We start from the raw sequence: 16,905 nt of genomic DNA, 5'->3' as shown, positions 1-16,905 counted from the left end.
GGAGAAATCTCTCCCTCACAGGTCGATCTTCATGCCTAGCTTGAACACCCGCGGCGCGCCCATCGAGAGGCGGTTGTTGCCGACGCCTGCCCAGTAGCGCTTGCCGGTGAGGTTGTCGACGTTGAATTGCAGCGTGGTGCGCTTGCCCGAAATGCGCGTGACGTATCGCACGCCGGCCGAAAAGAGCGTGGTGCCGCCAAGCTCGGCCTGGTTGGCGTCGTTCACGGGACGTGGCCCGAGGTAGTACGCGCCGGCGTTGAGCGACGCCGAGCGCAGCATCGGCAGCGTGTACTCGGCGAACAGGCTGGCGGTGCTGCGCGGCGTGTTCTCGGGCGTCTTGCCGTCGAGGCCGTTGCCGACGCCGCGGAACGTGGCGTCGGTCCAGCCGGCGGACGCCAGCAGCGAGAGGTCGTTCGTCACGCGGCCCTGCGCGGTCAGTTCGACGCCGCGGATGCGCTCGCGGCCGTCCTGTACGAAGACGTTGGCATCGTTCGTGTACGCGGCGGCGCGATCGATGTCATACACGGCGGCCGCAAGCTGCGTGCCGGTTGGCGTTTCGTAGCGCACGCCAACTTCCTTCTGTTCGCTCAAGGCCGGCGGCATGGCCACGTTGGCGTTGACGGCCGTGTTGGGCGCGCGCTGGCCCGCCTCCAGACCTTGCGCGTACGACGCATAGGCCGACAGCGTGGGCGTGAACCTGTAGATGATCGCGCCCAGCGGCGTGGTCTTGCTGGCCTCGTAGCGGTTTGGCACCTGCTCGCTGGTGTAGCGCGTGTACCGCAGGCCGGCGATCACCTGCCAGTGCTGCGAAAGCGTCATGCGGTCCATCGCGTAGATGCCCGTGTCGACGGCACGCTGTTCGGCCGTGAAGCCGGTGCCGGTGGTCGGCAGCCAGCCGAGGTCGATCGGGTTGTACAGGTTCTGCGCACCGGAGAACCGGTCGGAGTACACCGCCGCCTGCCGCATGTCCGATCGCACCACGCCGAAGGTCAGGTCGTGCGTGATCCAGCCCGTCTTCTCGGTGCCGTTGATGTCGGCACGCACATGGCTCGTGTTCCAGCGGCCGTTCTGACGTTGTCCGCTCACCGTGCCCGCGCCCGTCGCCGGATTGCTCAGGCGGAACTCCGAAAACGCCCGCGAGCGCGCCGTCTCCGACATGCCGCCCTCCACCGTCAGCAGCCACGCATCGCTGAGTGCGTAGTCGGCCCGCAGCAGCGCGTTGGTGTTGTTGCCGTCAAAGTCGGCCCAACCCGGAGCGATGCGCCTGGTCGGGTCCGGCATGGCCGGTAGCGTGATGACGCCATTGCGTGCTGCGGGCAGCGTCACCACGGATTGCTCGGTGATGGCCTTGCGCGAATATTCGAGGTCGGCCTTCAGGCTCAGGCGGCTGTTGACCTTCCAGTCGAACGCCATGGCCGCCAGCTGCCGCGTCCCGTCGATGCCGCTGGTGGGCGATTGCAGCGAACCACCTGCGGCGTTGAAGCGGATGCCGTATTGGTTGTCTTCACCAAAGCGGCGGCCCACGTCGACGGTGCCGATGGCCGTGCCGTTGCTGTCGAGCTGCACGCCCAGCGTGGTGACGGGCGTGTTGCCCGCGCGCTTGGTCACCAGGTTCACGACGCCGCCCGGCGTGGTGTAGCCGTAATACAGCGCCGACACACCCTTGAGCACCTCCACGCGCTCCTTGTCCTCGAGCGGGATGGCGGTCAGCGCGGGAATCGGCATGGAACCGTTGAAGCGGAAGTTGGTGCGGTTCTCCATCGTCACGCCCCGGATGGCGAGGTTGTCGAACGTCTCGCCGGAAAGCTGCTGGCGCGTGACGCCTGCCGTATTGCGCAGCGCGTCGTACAGCGACGTGTCTTGCTGCGCGTCGAGCGCCTCCCGCGTGACGACGTTGACGGTGGCCGGGATGTCACGCAATGCCATGCCGCGGAATGCACCCACCTCTGCCGTGCTGGCTGCAAAGCCGCGCTGGCTGCGCGCGGTCACTGTGGTTTCGTCCAGGTCGATCTTTGCCTGGGTGGCAGGGTGGGTTTCGTCGGCGTGGGCCAACGTGGACGCGGCAAGAGGCATGGCGGCGAGCGCGCAGGACAACGCGCGGGCCGTGAGACGACGGGGCATCGCGGACACAGGATTCGAGCAGGATTGACGGAACCGGACGCCCCGGGAACGGCGGCGGAGGACAAAAAAACGCGCCGCAACAGCAAGTGCGGCGCGTCGTCCGTCGGCTGGCAGGTCAGCACCCGCTGGCTCGCCCGGCAACAGCGATGGCCAGCGATCAGGCCAGATGCCCGCTGCCGCCCATCAATTGAGAATGATTATCATTATACGTTTTGAAATCCCGTGTAAGCAACCATCAATTCGAAGGCACCCCCTGCTTCCACTGCGGCCAGCGCTGCACGATATCGTCGAGCAACGGCTTGGCCGCGTTGACGAGGTTGTGCGTGGCCGGCACGAAGCCGCCCTGCTGCGCGTAGTTGATCAAGCCGTCGGAGGCGCTCTGGCCGTCGTACGGACGGTCAAAGTCCGAGCCCGCACGCAGCAGCGCCACGCGGCTGAAGTCGATCTTGCCGGCACGGGCGCCACGTGTAAGGACTTCGAGCGTGGCGTTGTCTTCCTGTGCGGTGGTGCAGTAAGTGCCCTTGTTGTCGGTCATGGTCTTCACCCAGTCACGCGCGCGTTGGCCCAGGTTGCGGCCGGCCCACCAGGTATCGGCGGAAGCCACATCGCACTGGATGACGCCGGGCGGCTGGTTGGCCGGGGCATACGCGTAGTTCTTGCGGAAGGCGATGGCCTCGGGGCTGTCTTCCAGCGTGGCCGATTTCGACAGCGTGTACGCCTTCTGCAGCAGCGTCTCGTTGAGCTGGAACACCTCGGTGCGGTAGTCCATCGGCGGCTTCTGACCGGGGCCCTTGGTGCCGATGCCGAAGTAGCCATACGGCCAGGCGGCCGGCATCTCGCGCGCATCGATCTCATGCGAGAGGCCGTAGTCCACCGCATAGCGCGCCCACGCCACAGACCCGACCGTGCCCTGGGCAGGATCGATGCCGGCAATGCCGGCAATCACGAAGTACGTGTGCGTCAGGTCCAGTTTGCTGCGATAGAGCAGCGCCGAGAGCGTCGCCGCCGCATTGGCGTAGCCCATCCCCGTGGTGATCTGGCAGATGCCGTCGTAGTTGCACAGCATGTTCGGCGCGTCGGGCGACAGGCCGGAGATGTAGACCTTCTCCTTCAGGTCATAACGGTCGATGAAGGGTTGCGCTTCTCCCTCGAACATGTTGATGACGATGACCTTCACGCCGTCGTACGCACAGCTGTTCAAGGTCAGTGCTGCCGCGCCTGCGGCGAGCAACGTGGCAAGGGATCGCATTGGCGTTTTGCGTGGGGAATCGATCATGGCGAGGGCACTCCGTGTTTCCACACGCTCCAGCGCGTGACGATCTCATTGACCAGCGGGCCGCCCGCCAGGTACAGGTTGTTGAGCGACGGCACAAACCCGCCCGAGTTGCTGTTGACCAGCGAGTCGTACGGCGTCTGCCCCGGATATGGCCGATCGAAGTTCGATGCGGTGCGCAGCACGGCCACGCGCTGCAGGTCGAGCAGGCCCGCCTTCGCGCCGCGCGTGAGCGCTTCAAACGTGGCGTTGTCTTCCTGCTGCGTGGTGCAGTACGTGCCCTGCCCGTCCGTCAGCAGCTTGACCCAGGCGGCCTCGCGCTCGCCGAGCCTGGCGCCGTGCCAGTACGTATTGCCGGCAGCGGTGTCGCATTGCACGACCGAAGGCGGCTGGTTGGCCGGTGCGCTCGGGTAGTTGGCCCGGTACGCACGCGCCGTTGCGTTGTCGTCCAGCACCACGCCCCGCGAGAGCGCCAGCGCCTTCTGCAGCAGCGCCTCGTTGACGCGAAAGACCTCGGTCTTGTAGTCCAGCGGTGGCTTCTGCCCCGGGCCCTGCGTGTTGATGCCGATGAAGCCATTCGGCCAGTTGCCGGGAATCTCACGCGCGTCGATCTCCCAGGCGAGATCGCTGTCGACGAGGAAGCGCGCCCATGCGGCCGATCCCAATGTGCCCTGCGACGGGTCGATGCCGGCAATGCCCGCCACCAGGAAATACGTGCGCTGCAAGTCGAACTTGCCGCTGTAGATCAGCGCCGACACCGATGACGCCGCATTCGCCTTGCCCATGCCGGTGGTGAGCTGGCACACGTCGTTGGCGTTGCAATGCACGTTCGGGTAATCGATCGACAGACCGGGCACCGGCACCTCCTGCGTGAGGCCCAGCTTGTCGATCCACGGCTGCGCCTCGGGCGCGAACATGCTGATGATCAGCACCTTGACCTTGCGTGCGTGCGACTCGGGCGCGAGCTGCGCCACGGGCTGCGTCGACGCGCCGATGCCGGCCGCCACCAACGCGCCGGCAGCGATGGTCTTGAGCAATCGTTTGCCAAGCCGCCCGACTAATCGCTGCGGTCGCTGCGGCGGCTGGGCGTCGACCTTGTCAGATAGAGCGCTCATGGTTCTCCTCGGATTTGGGGATGGGGATACGACGTGCACTGCGGGGAACAGCGCCGGCGACCGATGCAAGTTGCCTGCCAGGCGAACGGACCGGTCACGCTTTCCCGGTATAGGCGATGGCGCAGCCACCCTCCAGCCTGCCCCAAACGTGGGCTTGTCCTGCGGGCCCGGACAAGCGGCCATACCCGTGCATGGCGCACGGAATCCGTCCCCAAAACAAAACGGCGCGCGCCCCGTCGGTCGGGAACGCGCGCCGTTCAGCGCATCACGTTGAAAGCGTTACATCACACTTTCTGCTGCACCCACGCAGCCACGCCGGCCAGCGCCTGCGGCAGCTTCTCGGGCTCGGTACCACCAGCCTGCGCCATGTCGGGGCGGCCGCCGCCCTTGCCGCCGACCTGCTGGGCGACAAAGTTGACCAACTCGCCGGCCTTGACCTTGGCGGTGGCGTCGGCCGTCACACCGGCGATCAGCGCGACCTTGCCGTCGCTCACGCTGCCCAGCACGATGGCCGCGCTCTGCAGCTTGTCCTTGAGCTTGTCCATGGTCTCGCGCAGCGTCTTGGCATCGGCGCCATCGAGCTTCGCGGCCAGCACCTTGATGCCCGCCACGTCCACGGCCTGGCTGACGAGCTCATCGCCCTGGCTTGCGGCGAGCTTGGACTTCAGCCGCTCGAGTTCCTTCTCCAGCGACTTGACCTGCTCCTGCACCTGCACGATGCGCGAGGTCAGCTCGGACGGCTGGGCCCGCAGCGCAGCCGCAGCTTCGTTGACACGGTCGTCCAGCGTCTGCAGGTAGTGCAGCACGTTGTCGCCGGTGATGGCTTCCACGCGGCGGATGCCGGCGGCCACGCCCGACTCGCTCACGATCTTGAACAGGCCGATGTCGCCGGTGCGCGCCACGTGGGTGCCGCCGCACAGTTCCTTCGACGAGCCGATCGACAGCACACGCACCTCGTCGCCGTACTTCTCGCCGAACAGCGCCATGGCGCCGCTCTTGACCGCGTCGTCAAAGCCCATCATCTGGGCGGCGGTGGGCGCGTTGGCGAAGATCTCGGCATTGACGCGCGCTTCCACCTCGCGGATCTGCAGCGGCGTCATCGGCGCGTTGTGCGAGAAGTCGAAGCGCGTCTTGTCGGCATCGACCAGCGAGCCCTTCTGCTGCACGTGCGGGCCCAGCACTTCGCGCAGGGCCTTGTGCATCAGGTGGGTCGCGGAGTGGTTGCGCATGGTGCGCGCACGGCGCACGGCGTCCACTTCGGCCGCGACCGCATCGCCAACCTTCAGCACGCCGGTGCGCAGCGTGCCGTGGTGGCCGAACACGTCCGGCAGCACCTTCTGCGTGTCGGCCACGTCAAACCAGACGGTGGCAGCCTTGAGCGTGCCCTGGTCGCCAACCTGGCCGCCCGACTCGGCGTAGAACGGGGTGTGGTCCAGCACCACCACGCCGGTCTGGCCCGGCTGCATGGCATCGACCGACGCGCCGTCGACGAACAGCGCCGTCACGCGGGCTGTCTCGCTCACGAGCTGCTCGTAGCCGTGGAACGTGGTCTTGTCGCCGGTGTAGTCGAGCGTGCCGGCGGCCATCTTGAACTTGCCGGCCGCACGCGCCTGCTCGCGCTGGCGGTTCATGGCGGCATCAAAGGCGGCTTCGTCGACGATGACGTCGTTCTCGCGGCAGACGTCCTGCGTGAGGTCCAGCGGGAAACCGTAGGTGTCGTGCAGCTTGAAGGCGAGTTCGCCGTCGAGCATCTTGCCGCCAGACGTCTTCAATTCGCCCAGCGCGGCGTCGAGGATCGACATGCCGTGCTCGATGGTTTCGAAGAAGCGCGTTTCTTCAGTGCGCAGCACTTCGACCACGCGGTCGCGCGCGTCGCGCAGCTCCGGATACGCCTCGCCCATTTGCGCCACGAGGTCGTCCACCAGCTTGTGGAAGAACGGCGTGCGGCAGCCGAGCTTGTAGCCGTGGCGGATGGCGCGCCGGATGATCCGGCGCAGCACGTAGCCGCGGCCTTCGTTGCCCGGGATCACGCCGTCGACGATCAGGAACGAGCACGCGCGGATGTGGTCGGCAATCACGCGCAGCGAGTTGTTGGCCAGGTCCTTGGTGTTCGTCTCACGTGCGGCAGCGGCGATGAGCGCCTGGAACAGGTCGATCTCGTAGTTGCTGTGCACGTGCTGCAGGATGGCGGCCAGGCGCTCCAGGCCCATGCCGGTATCCACGCACGGGGCGGGCAGCGGCGTGAGCGTGTATTCGCCGGTGGCCGGATCGAGCTGGCGATCGAACTGCATGAACACGTTGTTCCAGATCTCGATGTAGCGGTCGCCGTCGGCTTCCGGGCTTCCCGGGGGGCCGCCCCACACGTCCGGGCCGTGGTCGTAGAAGATTTCCGAGCACGGACCGCACGGGCCGGTTTCGGCCATCTGCCAGAAGTTGTCGGAGGCATACGGCGCGCCCTTGTTGTCGCCGATGCGCACGACGCGCTCGGGTGGCAGGCCGATGACCTTGGTCCAGATGTCGTAGGCCTCGTCGTCGGTCTGGTAGACGGTGGCCCACAGCTTCTCGGCCGGCAGCTTGTATTCCTGCGTCAGCAGCTCCCACGCCCACACGAGTGCGTCGCGCTTGAAGTAGTCGCCAAACGACCAGTTCCCGAGCATTTCGAAGAACGTGTGGTGGCGCGCCGTGTAGCCGACGTTTTCCAGGTCGTTGTGCTTGCCTCCGGCGCGCAGGCAGCGCTGCACGGAGGCCGCGCGCACGTACGGGCGCTTGTCGGTGCCGAGGAAGACGTCCTTGAACTGCACCATGCCGGAGTTGGTGAACAGCAGCGTCGGGTCGTTGCCCGGCACCAGCGGCGAGGAACGCACCACGGTGTGGCCCTTGCCCTCAAAGAAGGTCAGGAATTTTTGGCGGATATCGGAGGCTTTCATGTCGCGGGGTGCCGGAGTCAGCATTGCGCCCGGGGCGAGGCCCGGAAGCGCTGTTGGATCAGTGCAAACCATTGATTATACGGGGTTCACGCCACTTTTACGTCCATTGGTCGCAGGGGGCTGGGGTGACGTGGAAGGCTGGTGTACAGTCCATGCGTTCCAATTGTGTCGATTCGTCAATCCATGGGTGCTCTGAGCCATCTCCGTGTTCTTGACCTGACCCGCGTGCTGGCCGGCCCCTGGTGCGCGCAAAACCTCGCCGATTTCGGCGCCGACGTCATCAAGGTGGAGCGCCCCGGCGCCGGCGACGACACCCGCACCTGGGGCCCGCCCTGGCTCAAGGACAAGGCCGGCCGCGACACCGCCGAAGCCGCCTACTACCTGGCTGCCAACCGCAACAAGCGCTCGATCACCGTCGACATCAGCACGCCGGAGGGGCAGGACATCGTCCGCAAGCTCGCGGCGCACGCCGATGTGGTGCTGGAGAACTACAAGGTCGGCCAGCTCCGTAAATACGGGCTGGACTACGAATCCCTCAAGGCCGTCAAGCCGGACCTCATCTACTGCTCGATCACCGGCTTCGGCCAGACCGGCCCCTACGCCGCGCGCGCCGGCTACGACTTCATCGTGCAAGGCATGGGCGGTTTCATGAGCCTGACCGGCGAGCGCGACGACCTGCCCGGCGGCGGCCCGCAGAAGGCCGGCGTCGCCATTTCCGACCTGATGACCGGGATGTATGCCACCGTGGCCGTGCTGGCCGCACTCGCGCATCGGGACCGCACCGGCGAGGGCCAGTACATCGACATGGCGCTGCTCGACGTGCAGGTCGCCATGCTGGCCAACATGAACACCAATTACCTGGCGAGCGGGCAGGCGCCCAAGCGCTGGGGCAATGCACATCCGAACATCGTGCCTTACCAGACCTTCCAGACGGCCGACGGCTGGATCATCGTGGCGGTTGGCAACGACGGCCAGTTCCGCCGCTTCGTGGAAGCCGGCGGCATGGCCGAACTGGCGGATGACCCGCGCTTTGCCACCAACCCGCAGCGCGTCGCCAACCGCGACGCGCTGGTGCCGATCCTGGCGGAGATGGTCAAGCGTTTCGGCAAGACGGCGTGGATCGGCAAGCTCGAAGCCGCCGGCGTGCCGTGCGGACCGATCAACAACCTCGACGAGGTCTTCGACAATGAACAGGTGCAGGCGCGCGGCCTGCGTGTCGATCTGCCCCACCCGAGCGCCGGCACCGTCAAGCTGGTCGGCAGCCCCGTCAAGATGAGCGCGACGCCGCCGAAGGCCGCAAGCCATCCGCCGCTGCTGGGCGAACACACCGATGCCGTGCTGCGCGACGTGCTCGATCTGAGCGCCGAGCAGATCGCGTCGCTCCGAGACCGCGGCGTGATCTAGCTGCTTCATCGCCAAACCGTTTCCCCACCCTCACGAGGTCAACATGTGGTCCGATGCGTTGCTGGCTTATCTGCATTACATCTCGATCTTCACGCTGATCGTCTTCATCACCGCCGAAGCGGTGGTGCTGCGGCCCGGCATGACGCCGGAAATCCGCAATCGCCTCGCGCGCTATGACGCGGTGTACGGTGCCGCTGCGGTAGCCGTGCTGGTGACCGGCCTGCTGCGCGTGTTCTACGGCGCCAAGGGGTACGCGTTCTACGTCCATAACCCTGTGTTCCACATCAAGGTGGGTCTGTTCATCCTGGTGGGGCTACTGTCCATCATGCCGACCGTGACCATCCTGCGCTGGAAGAAGCAAGCCAAGACGCTGCCCGATTTCGTGCCCACGCCGGCCGAGATTGCCAAGACGCGCCGCTGGGTCATGATCGAATCGCACCTCATCGTGTTCATCCCGCTGGCGGCGGTGCTGATGGCGCGCGGCATCGGCATCTAGATCGCGCGGGCTGAGCTCGAACGTTGTACGGCCCCCAATCCAACGCTAGGGACAAACCCTGAACCGTTTGCGGGCGCACCGCGCCAGTGCGTCGATGCGCCCGCTGCCCCTACTGCAAGGTGCTTGAAAGCCGGTCTGCTTAGCGTGCAAACTTGGTCGCCAACAAGGCGGCCCGCCACTCCAGGCGCAGCGCGCCCATACGAGGAGACCACTCTTGCAGAACGATCCACAAGATCGTCCGGTGATCCGCAGTCACCAGGACTTTGCATCGGGCATCATGTTCATCGTCGCTGGCGCGGCGTTCGCCATCCTGGCGCGCAGCTACCGCATGGGCACCGCGAGCAGCATGGGACCCGGCTATTTCCCCTTCTGGCTTGGCATCGTGCTCGTGGCGCTGGGCGTTGTGGTGCTGCTGCAGTCGCTGTCGCGCAAGGGCGTGGCCGACCGCATCCCGCGCTGGGATATCAAGACGCTGCTGTGGATCCTTGGCTCGGTGGTCCTGTTCGGGCTGCTGCTGCAGCCGCTTGGGCTGGTGCTTTCGCTGGTGGTGCTGGTGCTGGTTTCGAGCATGGCAAGCCATGAATTCTCTTGGAAGGGCGCCGTCGGTACGGCCATCGTCATGGTGCTGATGAGCCTGGCGGCATTCGTGTACGGGCTCAAGCTGCAGTTCCCGGTGTGGCCCGCCTTCATCGGCAATTGAGGAGCACGACATGGACCTCTTTGCCAATCTCGCGCTCGGCTTCTCCACCGCGCTGTCCATCCAGAACCTCGTCTACGCGTTCATCGGCTGCGTGCTCGGTACGCTGATCGGCGTGCTGCCGGGCCTCGGCCCCATCGCCACGATTGCGATGCTGCTGCCGGCCACGTACGCGCTGCCGCCGGTGGCCGCGCTGATCATGCTCGCGGGCATCTACTACGGTGCGCAATACGGCGGCTCGACCACGGCCATCCTCGTCAACCTGCCGGGCGAATCGTCGTCGGTGGTCACCACCATCGACGGCTACCAGATGGCGCGACGCGGGCGCGCGGGCGTGGCGCTCGCTACCGCCGGCCTCGGCTCGTTCTTCGCCGGCTGCGTGGCCACGCTCGTGCTGGCCGCGTTTGCCACCCCACTGTCGGAATTCGCGTTCAACTTTGGGCCGGCCGAGTATTTCTCCCTGATGGTGCTCGGGCTGATCGGCGCGGTGGTGCTGGCCTCCGGCTCGCTCGTCAAGGCCATTGCGATGATCGTGCTCGGGCTGCTGCTGGGCCTCGTCGGCACCGATGTGAACTCAGGCACCGCGCGTTATTCATTCGACGTGCCGGAGCTGGCCGACGGCCTGAACTTCGTGTCGGTGGCGATGGGCGTGTTCGGCTTTGCCGAGATCATCGCCAACCTCGAGCAGAAGGAGCACCGCGAAACCTTCATCGACCACGTCCGCAACCTGTGGCCCAGCCGCGAGGACTTCAAGCGCATGATCCCGGCCGTGCTGCGCGGCACGGCGCTCGGTTCGGTGCTGGGCATCCTGCCCGGCGGCGGCGCAACGCTGGCGTCGTTCGCGTCGTACTCGCTGGAGAAGAAAACTTCGAAGTATTCGAGCGAATTCGGCAAGGGCGCCATCGAGGGCGTGGCCGGTCCGGAATCGGCCAACAACGCCGCGGCGCAGACGTCGTTCATCCCACTGCTCACGCTCGGCATCCCGCCCAACGCCGTGATGGCGCTGATGGTGGGCGCGATGACGATCCACAACATCCAGCCCGGCCCGCAGGTGATGACCAGCAACCCCGCGCTGTTCTGGGGCCTCATCGCCTCGATGTGGATCGGCAACCTGATGCTGATCGTGCTGAACCTGCCGATGATCGGCGTGTGGGTGCGGCTGCTGAAGGTGCCGTATCGCTTCCTGTATCCGGCCATCCTGGTGTTCTGCTGCATCGGCGTGTATTCGGTGTCGAACACGACGTTCGATATCTTCCAGACGGCGCTCTTCGGCCTGATCGGCTACATGTTCGTCAAGCTGCGCTGCGAACCGGCGCCGATGCTGCTCGGCTTCGTGCTCGGGCCGATGATGGAAGAGAACTTCCGCCGCGCGCTGCTGCTCTCGCGCGGGGATTTCTCCACCTTCGTCACGCGGCCGCTGTCGCTCGGGCTGCTGATTGCGGCGGCCGTGCTGGTGCTGCTCGTGGCCATGCCGGTCATCAGCAAGAAGCGCGAGGAGGCGTTCCAGGAGGAATAGCCCGGCCGCATGCTGCGTCGCACACTACAGAACCGGAGGCCTGCCCTCCGGTTTTTTGTTTGCGGGCGCGGCGCCGCAGCATTAGAGCCAAACCTCCACTTCGGTTGACGTTGGATGGCGCGCCTCGGATAACGGAGGGCGATCGGCCCGCAGAGGCCGGCCACAGTCCAATGTCCAGGAGACAAACCGTATGTCAAAGCCTTCCCCGCTCCGCGCCGTGCGCCGGTTTCTGCGCACGCATGCTGCAGCCGCCGTCGTGGCCGCCTCCACCGTCACCATCGCGGCATTCGCGCCGGCACAGGCCGCAAGCGCCTATGCAGCCACCAAGTACCCGATCGTGCTGGTGCACGGACTGTCGGGCACCGACAAGTTCCTCGGCACGGTCGACTACTGGTACCAGATTCCCGAAGACCTGCGCGCCAACGGGGCCACGGTGTACGTGGCCAACGTCTCGGCCTTCAATGACGAAACGGTGCGCGGCGAGCAGCTGGTCAGCCAGATCCGCAGCGTGCTCGCCACCACCGGCGCCGCCAAGGTCAACCTGATCGGCCACAGCCAGGGCGGGCTGACTTCTCGCTACGCGGCCGCTGTCATTCCTGACAAGGTGGCCTCCGTCACGACCATCGGCACACCGCACAAGGGCTCCGAGTTTGCCGACTTTGTCGAGAGCGCGCCCGATCCGCTCAAGGCGCTGCTCAACATCGGCGCCGACCTTGCCGGCACCGTGCTCTCGTGGTTCAACGGCAACAGCAATCCGCAGGACGGCTATGCCGCGCTGCGCATCCTGTCGACCGCCGGGGCGGCGGACTTCAACACCGCCTTCCCGAGCGCCGGGCTGGCCAGCGGCTGCAACACCGGCAGCAGCACCGATGTGCGCAACGGCAACGTGCAGAAGCTCTATTCGTGGACGGGCCGCTCGACAGCCACCAACATCCTGGATCTGTTCGATCCGGCGCTCGTCTTTACCGGCACGGTCATGCAGGCGCGCGGGTCCGGCACCAACGATGGGCTCGTCTCGGTGTGCAGCGCGAAGTTCGGGCAAGTGCTGTCCACCGACTACGCGTGGAACCACCTCGACGAGGTCAACCAGTTGCTCGGGCTGATCGGCCCGTTCGCGGCGGACCCCGTTGCCGTGATCCGCACGCAGGCCAACCGGCTCAAGACGGCCGGTCTGTAAGGGCCACCCATGAAGACCCGCCCGTCGCCCATGCAGCCGATGACGTTTGTGGCGGCCGTGCTCGTTGCGGTGGCGACGGCGGGCGGGGTCTACTGGTGGCATGCGCGGGAGGCTGCGCCCGCAGTGGCACCGGAACCGCCCCGCCCCACCGCAGGCGCCTTCATCGGCAGCATCAACGCCACGCCAGCGCAAGAGGCGGCCGCCAACCCGCCGACGGAGCTGGCCGACACGCAGGTGCCGGATGGGCTGCGCGTCGATACGCACGGCCACCTCATCGTCGAGGCCGCCAACCGGCAAGTGTTCGACTACTTTCTCGACGTGCCGGCCTCGCTGCCTGAAGCGCAGCGCGTGGCGATGGCGCAGGCGCATCTGCGTGCCAAGCTGGTATCGCCCGCGCTGGCGCAGGCGCAGGCGCTGTTGCAGCGCTATCTGGCGTATCGCCAAGCCCTCGCGGCGCAAGGCGGTGGCGGCCGCAGCAAGCCCACCGTCGACCAGCTTCAGCAGCGCCCCGACATGATGGCCACGTTGCGCCAGCAACTGGCCGCGCGTGCCGAACTGCGGCGCCAGGTGCTCGGCGCCGACGTCGCGCAGGCCTGGTACGGCGATCAAGACGCCATTGACGCCGCTGAACTGGACCGCCTGGCCGTGATGAGCGATGCATCGCTGTCGCCCGAACAGCGCGCCGCCCGGCTGGCCGCCATCGAAGCCGGGCTGCCGCCCGCCGTGCAGCAAGCCCGGCGCGAGGCCTCAGCCCCGATCAAGCTCGCCAGCGCGATGGACGCGTGGATCCGGCAAGGCCTCACCGACGCGCAGATCCGCCAGCAATTGGCGGCGCAGGGCGTGGACGGCATCGTGGCCGACCGCCTCATCCGCGGCAACCGCGAAGAAGCCGATTGGCGCAGCCGCTACGACGCCTACGCCCGCGAGCGCGACCGCATCAGCCACGCGCCCGGCCTCGCCGAAGCGGACCGCACCGCGCAGATCACCCAACTGCGCGCACAGACCTTTGCCGCGCCCAATGAGCTGCTGCGCGCACAAGCGCTCGACGGCTTGGCGCAGCGCAAATAGGCCGGACCCGGCGCAGACGGCCGGGCACGGTAAAATCACGGGATTGCCGAATCACGCACTCCCATGAGCCAAGACAACGCCAGCGGCGCGGGCACCTCCGCCGCATCCACGTCCAACTTCCTGCGCCAGATCATCGAGGGCGACCTCGCCCAGGGCACCTACGCCGGCCGCAAGGACGCCGCAGGCCAACCGATCCCGCCCGTGGTGACGCGCTTTCCGCCCGAGCCCAACGGCTACCTGCACATCGGCCACGCCAAGAGCATCTGGGTGAACTTCGGCCTCGCCAAGGAATACGGCGGCCGCTGCCACCTGCGGTTTGACGACACGAACCCCGTCAAGGAAGACACCGAGTACGTCGATTCGATCATCGACGCCGTGCACTGGCTCGGCTATTCATGGAACGACGCCGGCGGCGAACACCTGTACTACGCGAGCGACTATTTCGAGCAGCTCTACGGCTTTGCCGAGGTGCTGATCCAGCGCGGCGTGGCCTACGTCGACAGCCAGAGCGCCGAGCAGATCGCCGCCAACCGGGGCGACTTCACCAAGCCCGGCACGCCGTCGCCGTTCCGCGACCGCTCGGTGGACGAGAACCTCGCGCTGTTCCGCGACATGCGGGCCGGCAAGTACAAGGACGGCGAGCATGTGCTGCGCGCCAAGATCGACATGGCCGCGCCGAACATCGTGATGCGCGATCCGGTGCTGTACCGCATCCGCCATGCGCATCACCATCGCACCGGCGACGCGTGGTGCATCTACCCGATGTACGACTTCACGCATTGCATTTCCGATGCGCTGGAGAACATCACGCATTCGCTGTGCACGCTGGAGTTCGAGAACAACCGCCCGCTGTACGACTGGGTGCTCGACCACCTGCGCGACGCCGGCGTGTTGCCCAAGACGCTGCCGCACCAGTACGAGTTCGCGCGCCTGCACCTGACGTACGCCATCACCAGCAAGCGCAAGCTGCTGCAGCTGGTGACCGAAAAGCGCGTCGACGGCTGGGACGACCCGCGCATGCCCACACTGGTGGGCATCCGCCGCCGCGGCTATACGCCCGAATCGATCCAGCTGTTCTGCGAGCGCGTGGGCGTGTCCAAGGCCGACAGCTGGATCGACATGAGCATCCTCGAGGCCGCCGTGCGCGACGACCTCGATGCCCGTGCGCCGCGCTCTGTGGCGGTGCTGGACCCGGTCAAGCTCATCCTCGACAACGTGCCGGCCGACTTCAACGAGCCGTGCTCCGCGCCCGTGCACCCGAAGCAGCCGGAACTCGGCCGGCGTGAGTTCCCGCTCACGCGCGAGCTGTGGATCGAGCGCGAAGACTTCACCGAGACGCCGCCCAAGGGCTACTTCCGGCTGTTCCCGGGCAACAAGGTGCGCCTGCGCTACGGCTACGTGATCGAATGCACCGGCTGCGACAAGGATGCCGCCGGGAACGTCACCGCCGTGCACGCCAACATCGTTCCGGATACCAAGAGTGGCACGCCGGGTGCTGACAGCGTCAAGGTGAAGGGCAACATCCACTGGGTGAGCGCGGCGCATGCGCTGCAAGCCGAGGTGCGCCTGTACGACCGCCTGTTTAACGACCCGCAGCCGGATTCGGGCGACAAGAACTTCCTGGATGCGCTCAACCCGGACTCCAAGAAGGTCGTCACCGCATACCTGGAGCCCACGCTGGCTGCCGCCCGCCCGGAAGACCGCTTCCAGTTCGAGCGCCACGGCTACTTCGTGGCCGACCGCATCGACTCGCAACCGGGCAAGCCCGTGTTCAACCGCGTCGTCGGCCTGAAGGACAGCTGGGGCAAGTAAGCACAGGCCCATGCGTGCGTGGGCCCCTGAACAAGGAGGCACCATGCGTGCATGGATTCTGCTGCTGGCCGCAGTGCTCGCCACGCCCGCCTTCGCGGCGCCGTTTGCGCCGGACCTGGCACACACCTCGGTCTACTTCGGCGCGTCGCATTTTGACCGCACCACGATGCGCGGCCGCTTCGACAAGATCGACGGCGCCATCAATTTCGATGAGGCAACGCACCAGGGCGGCTTCGATTTCACCGTCGATGCCGCCTCCATCAACACGCGCCTGCGGGTGCTGGACGGCGTGCTGAAATCGGAACAGTTTCTGGATGCCGCGCAGTTTCCCGTCATCCGGTTGCGCAGCGACCGCTTTGTCGTCGAAGGCGGCAAGCTCGTCGCCATCGAGGCGAGCCTGACGCTGCACGGCGTGACGCAGCCGGTGCGGCTGGACGTGCGCCGCTTCAGCTGCGGCGACGAGAAGCTGCCCGGCAGCACGCGCCACGTCTGCGGCGGCGATTTCCACTTCGCCATCGCACGCAGCGCCTTCGGCATGACGCGTTTCCTGCCCGACGTGGGCGACCGCGTCGACATCGACATCAGCGTGGAAGCCACGCCTCAATAAGCCGCGCCATCCATCCTTCTATGCCCAATATCGATTTCACCCTCACCACCGACTACATCGAACTGCACAAGCTGCTCAAGCTCACCGGCGTGGTGGACAGCGGCGGCGCCGGCAAGGCGGTGGTGGCGGATGGGGCCGTCACCGTCGACGGTCATCCGGAGCTGCGCAAGACGGCCAAGATCCGCGCCGGCCAGGTCGTGATGCTGGGCGACGTGCGCATTGCCGTGCACGATGCCGAATAGCGCCGCAGGTGTTTGAAAACGCACGGCGTGCTAGCGTGCGCCGGTCCCCCCTCCAGGAGATTGACCATGCCGATCGCACTCTGGTGCGTGTTGATTGCGGGCGTGTTTCCGCTCGTGTGTGCCGCCGTCGCCAAGGCGAGCGGCCAGAAGTACGACAACCACAACCCGCGCATCTGGCTCGCCCAGCAAACCGGCTTTCCCGCCCGCGCCAACGCCGCGCAGCAGAACCACTTCGAGGCATTCCCGTTCTTTGCCGTGGCCGTGCTGGTGGCCATCCTGGGCGGGGGCCTGATCGACCGCGTCAACCTGCTGGCCGTCGCCTTCATTGTTGCTCGGCTCCTGTACACGGTCTGCTATTTCGCCGACTGGGCCATGCCGCGTTCGCTGATGTGGCTGGCCGCTTATGGCATCACCATCGCACTGTTCGTGCAACCGGCCTTCGTTCACTGA

Annotated in this window: 14 protein-coding genes; 10 read left to right on the top strand and 4 right to left on the bottom strand. The window is 66.5% G+C overall.

Annotated features, from left to right (window positions below; translation table 11 throughout):
• Window positions 1-15 precede the first annotated feature (15 nt).
• The 4 genes from KHN96_RS06510 to alaS all read right to left on the bottom strand — a co-directional run bounded on the left by KHN96_RS06510 (window position 16) and on the right by alaS (window position 7,436).
• The gene (locus KHN96_RS06510; protein WP_062739416.1) at window positions 16-2,121 is read right to left on the bottom strand and encodes a TonB-dependent siderophore receptor; all 2,106 of its coding nucleotides are present in this window, start codon (window positions 2,119-2,121) and stop codon (window positions 16-18) included.
• Window positions 2,122-2,356: 235 nt separating this feature from the next.
• Entirely contained in the window at window positions 2,357-3,397 is a 1,041-nt protein-coding gene (locus tag KHN96_RS06505) for a purine-nucleoside phosphorylase (protein ID WP_062739417.1), read from the bottom strand.
• Window positions 3,394-4,509, bottom strand: a complete 1,116-nt coding sequence (locus KHN96_RS06500; protein WP_062739418.1) for a purine-nucleoside phosphorylase — start codon at window positions 4,507-4,509, stop codon at window positions 3,394-3,396. The genes KHN96_RS06505 and KHN96_RS06500 overlap by 4 nt, the downstream gene beginning before the upstream one ends.
• Window positions 4,510-4,793: 284 nt before the next feature.
• The gene (gene alaS, locus KHN96_RS06495) at window positions 4,794-7,436 is read right to left on the bottom strand and encodes an alanine--tRNA ligase (RefSeq protein ID WP_062739419.1); all 2,643 of its coding nucleotides are present in this window, start codon (window positions 7,434-7,436) and stop codon (window positions 4,794-4,796) included.
• Window positions 7,437-7,619: 183 nt separating this feature from the next.
• On the opposite strand from alaS, the gene KHN96_RS06490 reads away from it, so the two are divergent.
• The 10 genes from KHN96_RS06490 (at window position 7,620) to KHN96_RS06445 (ending at window position 16,905) form a co-directional block, all read left to right on the top strand.
• Entirely contained in the window at window positions 7,620-8,840 is a 1,221-nt protein-coding gene (locus KHN96_RS06490) for a CaiB/BaiF CoA transferase family protein (protein WP_045786310.1), read from the top strand.
• Window positions 8,841-8,883: 43 nt separating this feature from the next.
• The gene (locus KHN96_RS06485; RefSeq protein WP_045786309.1) at window positions 8,884-9,336 is read left to right on the top strand and encodes a DUF2214 family protein; all 453 of its coding nucleotides are present in this window, start codon (window positions 8,884-8,886) and stop codon (window positions 9,334-9,336) included.
• A 277-nt stretch (window positions 9,337-9,613) separates the two neighbouring features.
• Complete coding sequence (locus KHN96_RS06480; protein WP_233902540.1) at window positions 9,614-10,036, top strand: tripartite tricarboxylate transporter TctB family protein; 423 nt, start codon at window positions 9,614-9,616, stop codon at window positions 10,034-10,036.
• 10 nt (window positions 10,037-10,046) lie between these two features.
• Window positions 10,047-11,549, top strand: a complete 1,503-nt coding sequence (locus tag KHN96_RS06475; protein WP_062739421.1) for a tripartite tricarboxylate transporter permease — start codon at window positions 10,047-10,049, stop codon at window positions 11,547-11,549.
• A 190-nt stretch (window positions 11,550-11,739) separates the two neighbouring features.
• Window positions 11,740-12,726, top strand: coding sequence for a lipase family alpha/beta hydrolase (locus KHN96_RS06470; protein WP_062739422.1), 987 nt, complete (start codon window positions 11,740-11,742; stop codon window positions 12,724-12,726).
• Between the two features lie 9 nt (window positions 12,727-12,735).
• A complete protein-coding gene (locus KHN96_RS06465) occupies window positions 12,736-13,794 on the top strand; it encodes a lipase secretion chaperone (protein ID WP_062739423.1) in 1,059 nt (352 codons plus the stop codon).
• Window positions 13,795-13,857: 63 nt separating this feature from the next.
• Window positions 13,858-15,606, top strand: a complete 1,749-nt coding sequence (locus tag KHN96_RS06460) for a glutamine--tRNA ligase/YqeY domain fusion protein (protein WP_062739424.1) — start codon at window positions 13,858-13,860, stop codon at window positions 15,604-15,606.
• Window positions 15,607-15,649: 43 nt separating this feature from the next.
• A complete protein-coding gene (locus tag KHN96_RS06455) occupies window positions 15,650-16,213 on the top strand; it encodes a YceI family protein (RefSeq protein WP_062739425.1) in 564 nt (187 codons plus the stop codon).
• Between the two features lie 20 nt (window positions 16,214-16,233).
• Complete coding sequence (locus KHN96_RS06450) at window positions 16,234-16,455, top strand: RNA-binding S4 domain-containing protein (protein WP_045786302.1); 222 nt, start codon at window positions 16,234-16,236, stop codon at window positions 16,453-16,455.
• A 66-nt stretch (window positions 16,456-16,521) separates the two neighbouring features.
• Window positions 16,522-16,905 carry an MAPEG family protein gene (locus tag KHN96_RS06445; protein ID WP_045786301.1) on the top strand — a complete coding sequence of 128 codons (384 nt, stop codon included), beginning with the start codon at window positions 16,522-16,524 and terminating at the stop codon, window positions 16,903-16,905.

It is taken from the genome of Ralstonia mannitolilytica, from assembly GCF_905397375.1.
Taxonomy (GTDB): domain Bacteria; phylum Pseudomonadota; class Gammaproteobacteria; order Burkholderiales; family Burkholderiaceae; genus Ralstonia; species Ralstonia mannitolilytica.
Note: the sequence above shows the minus strand (reverse complement) of the source record. Positions and strands in the feature narration are given on the sequence as shown.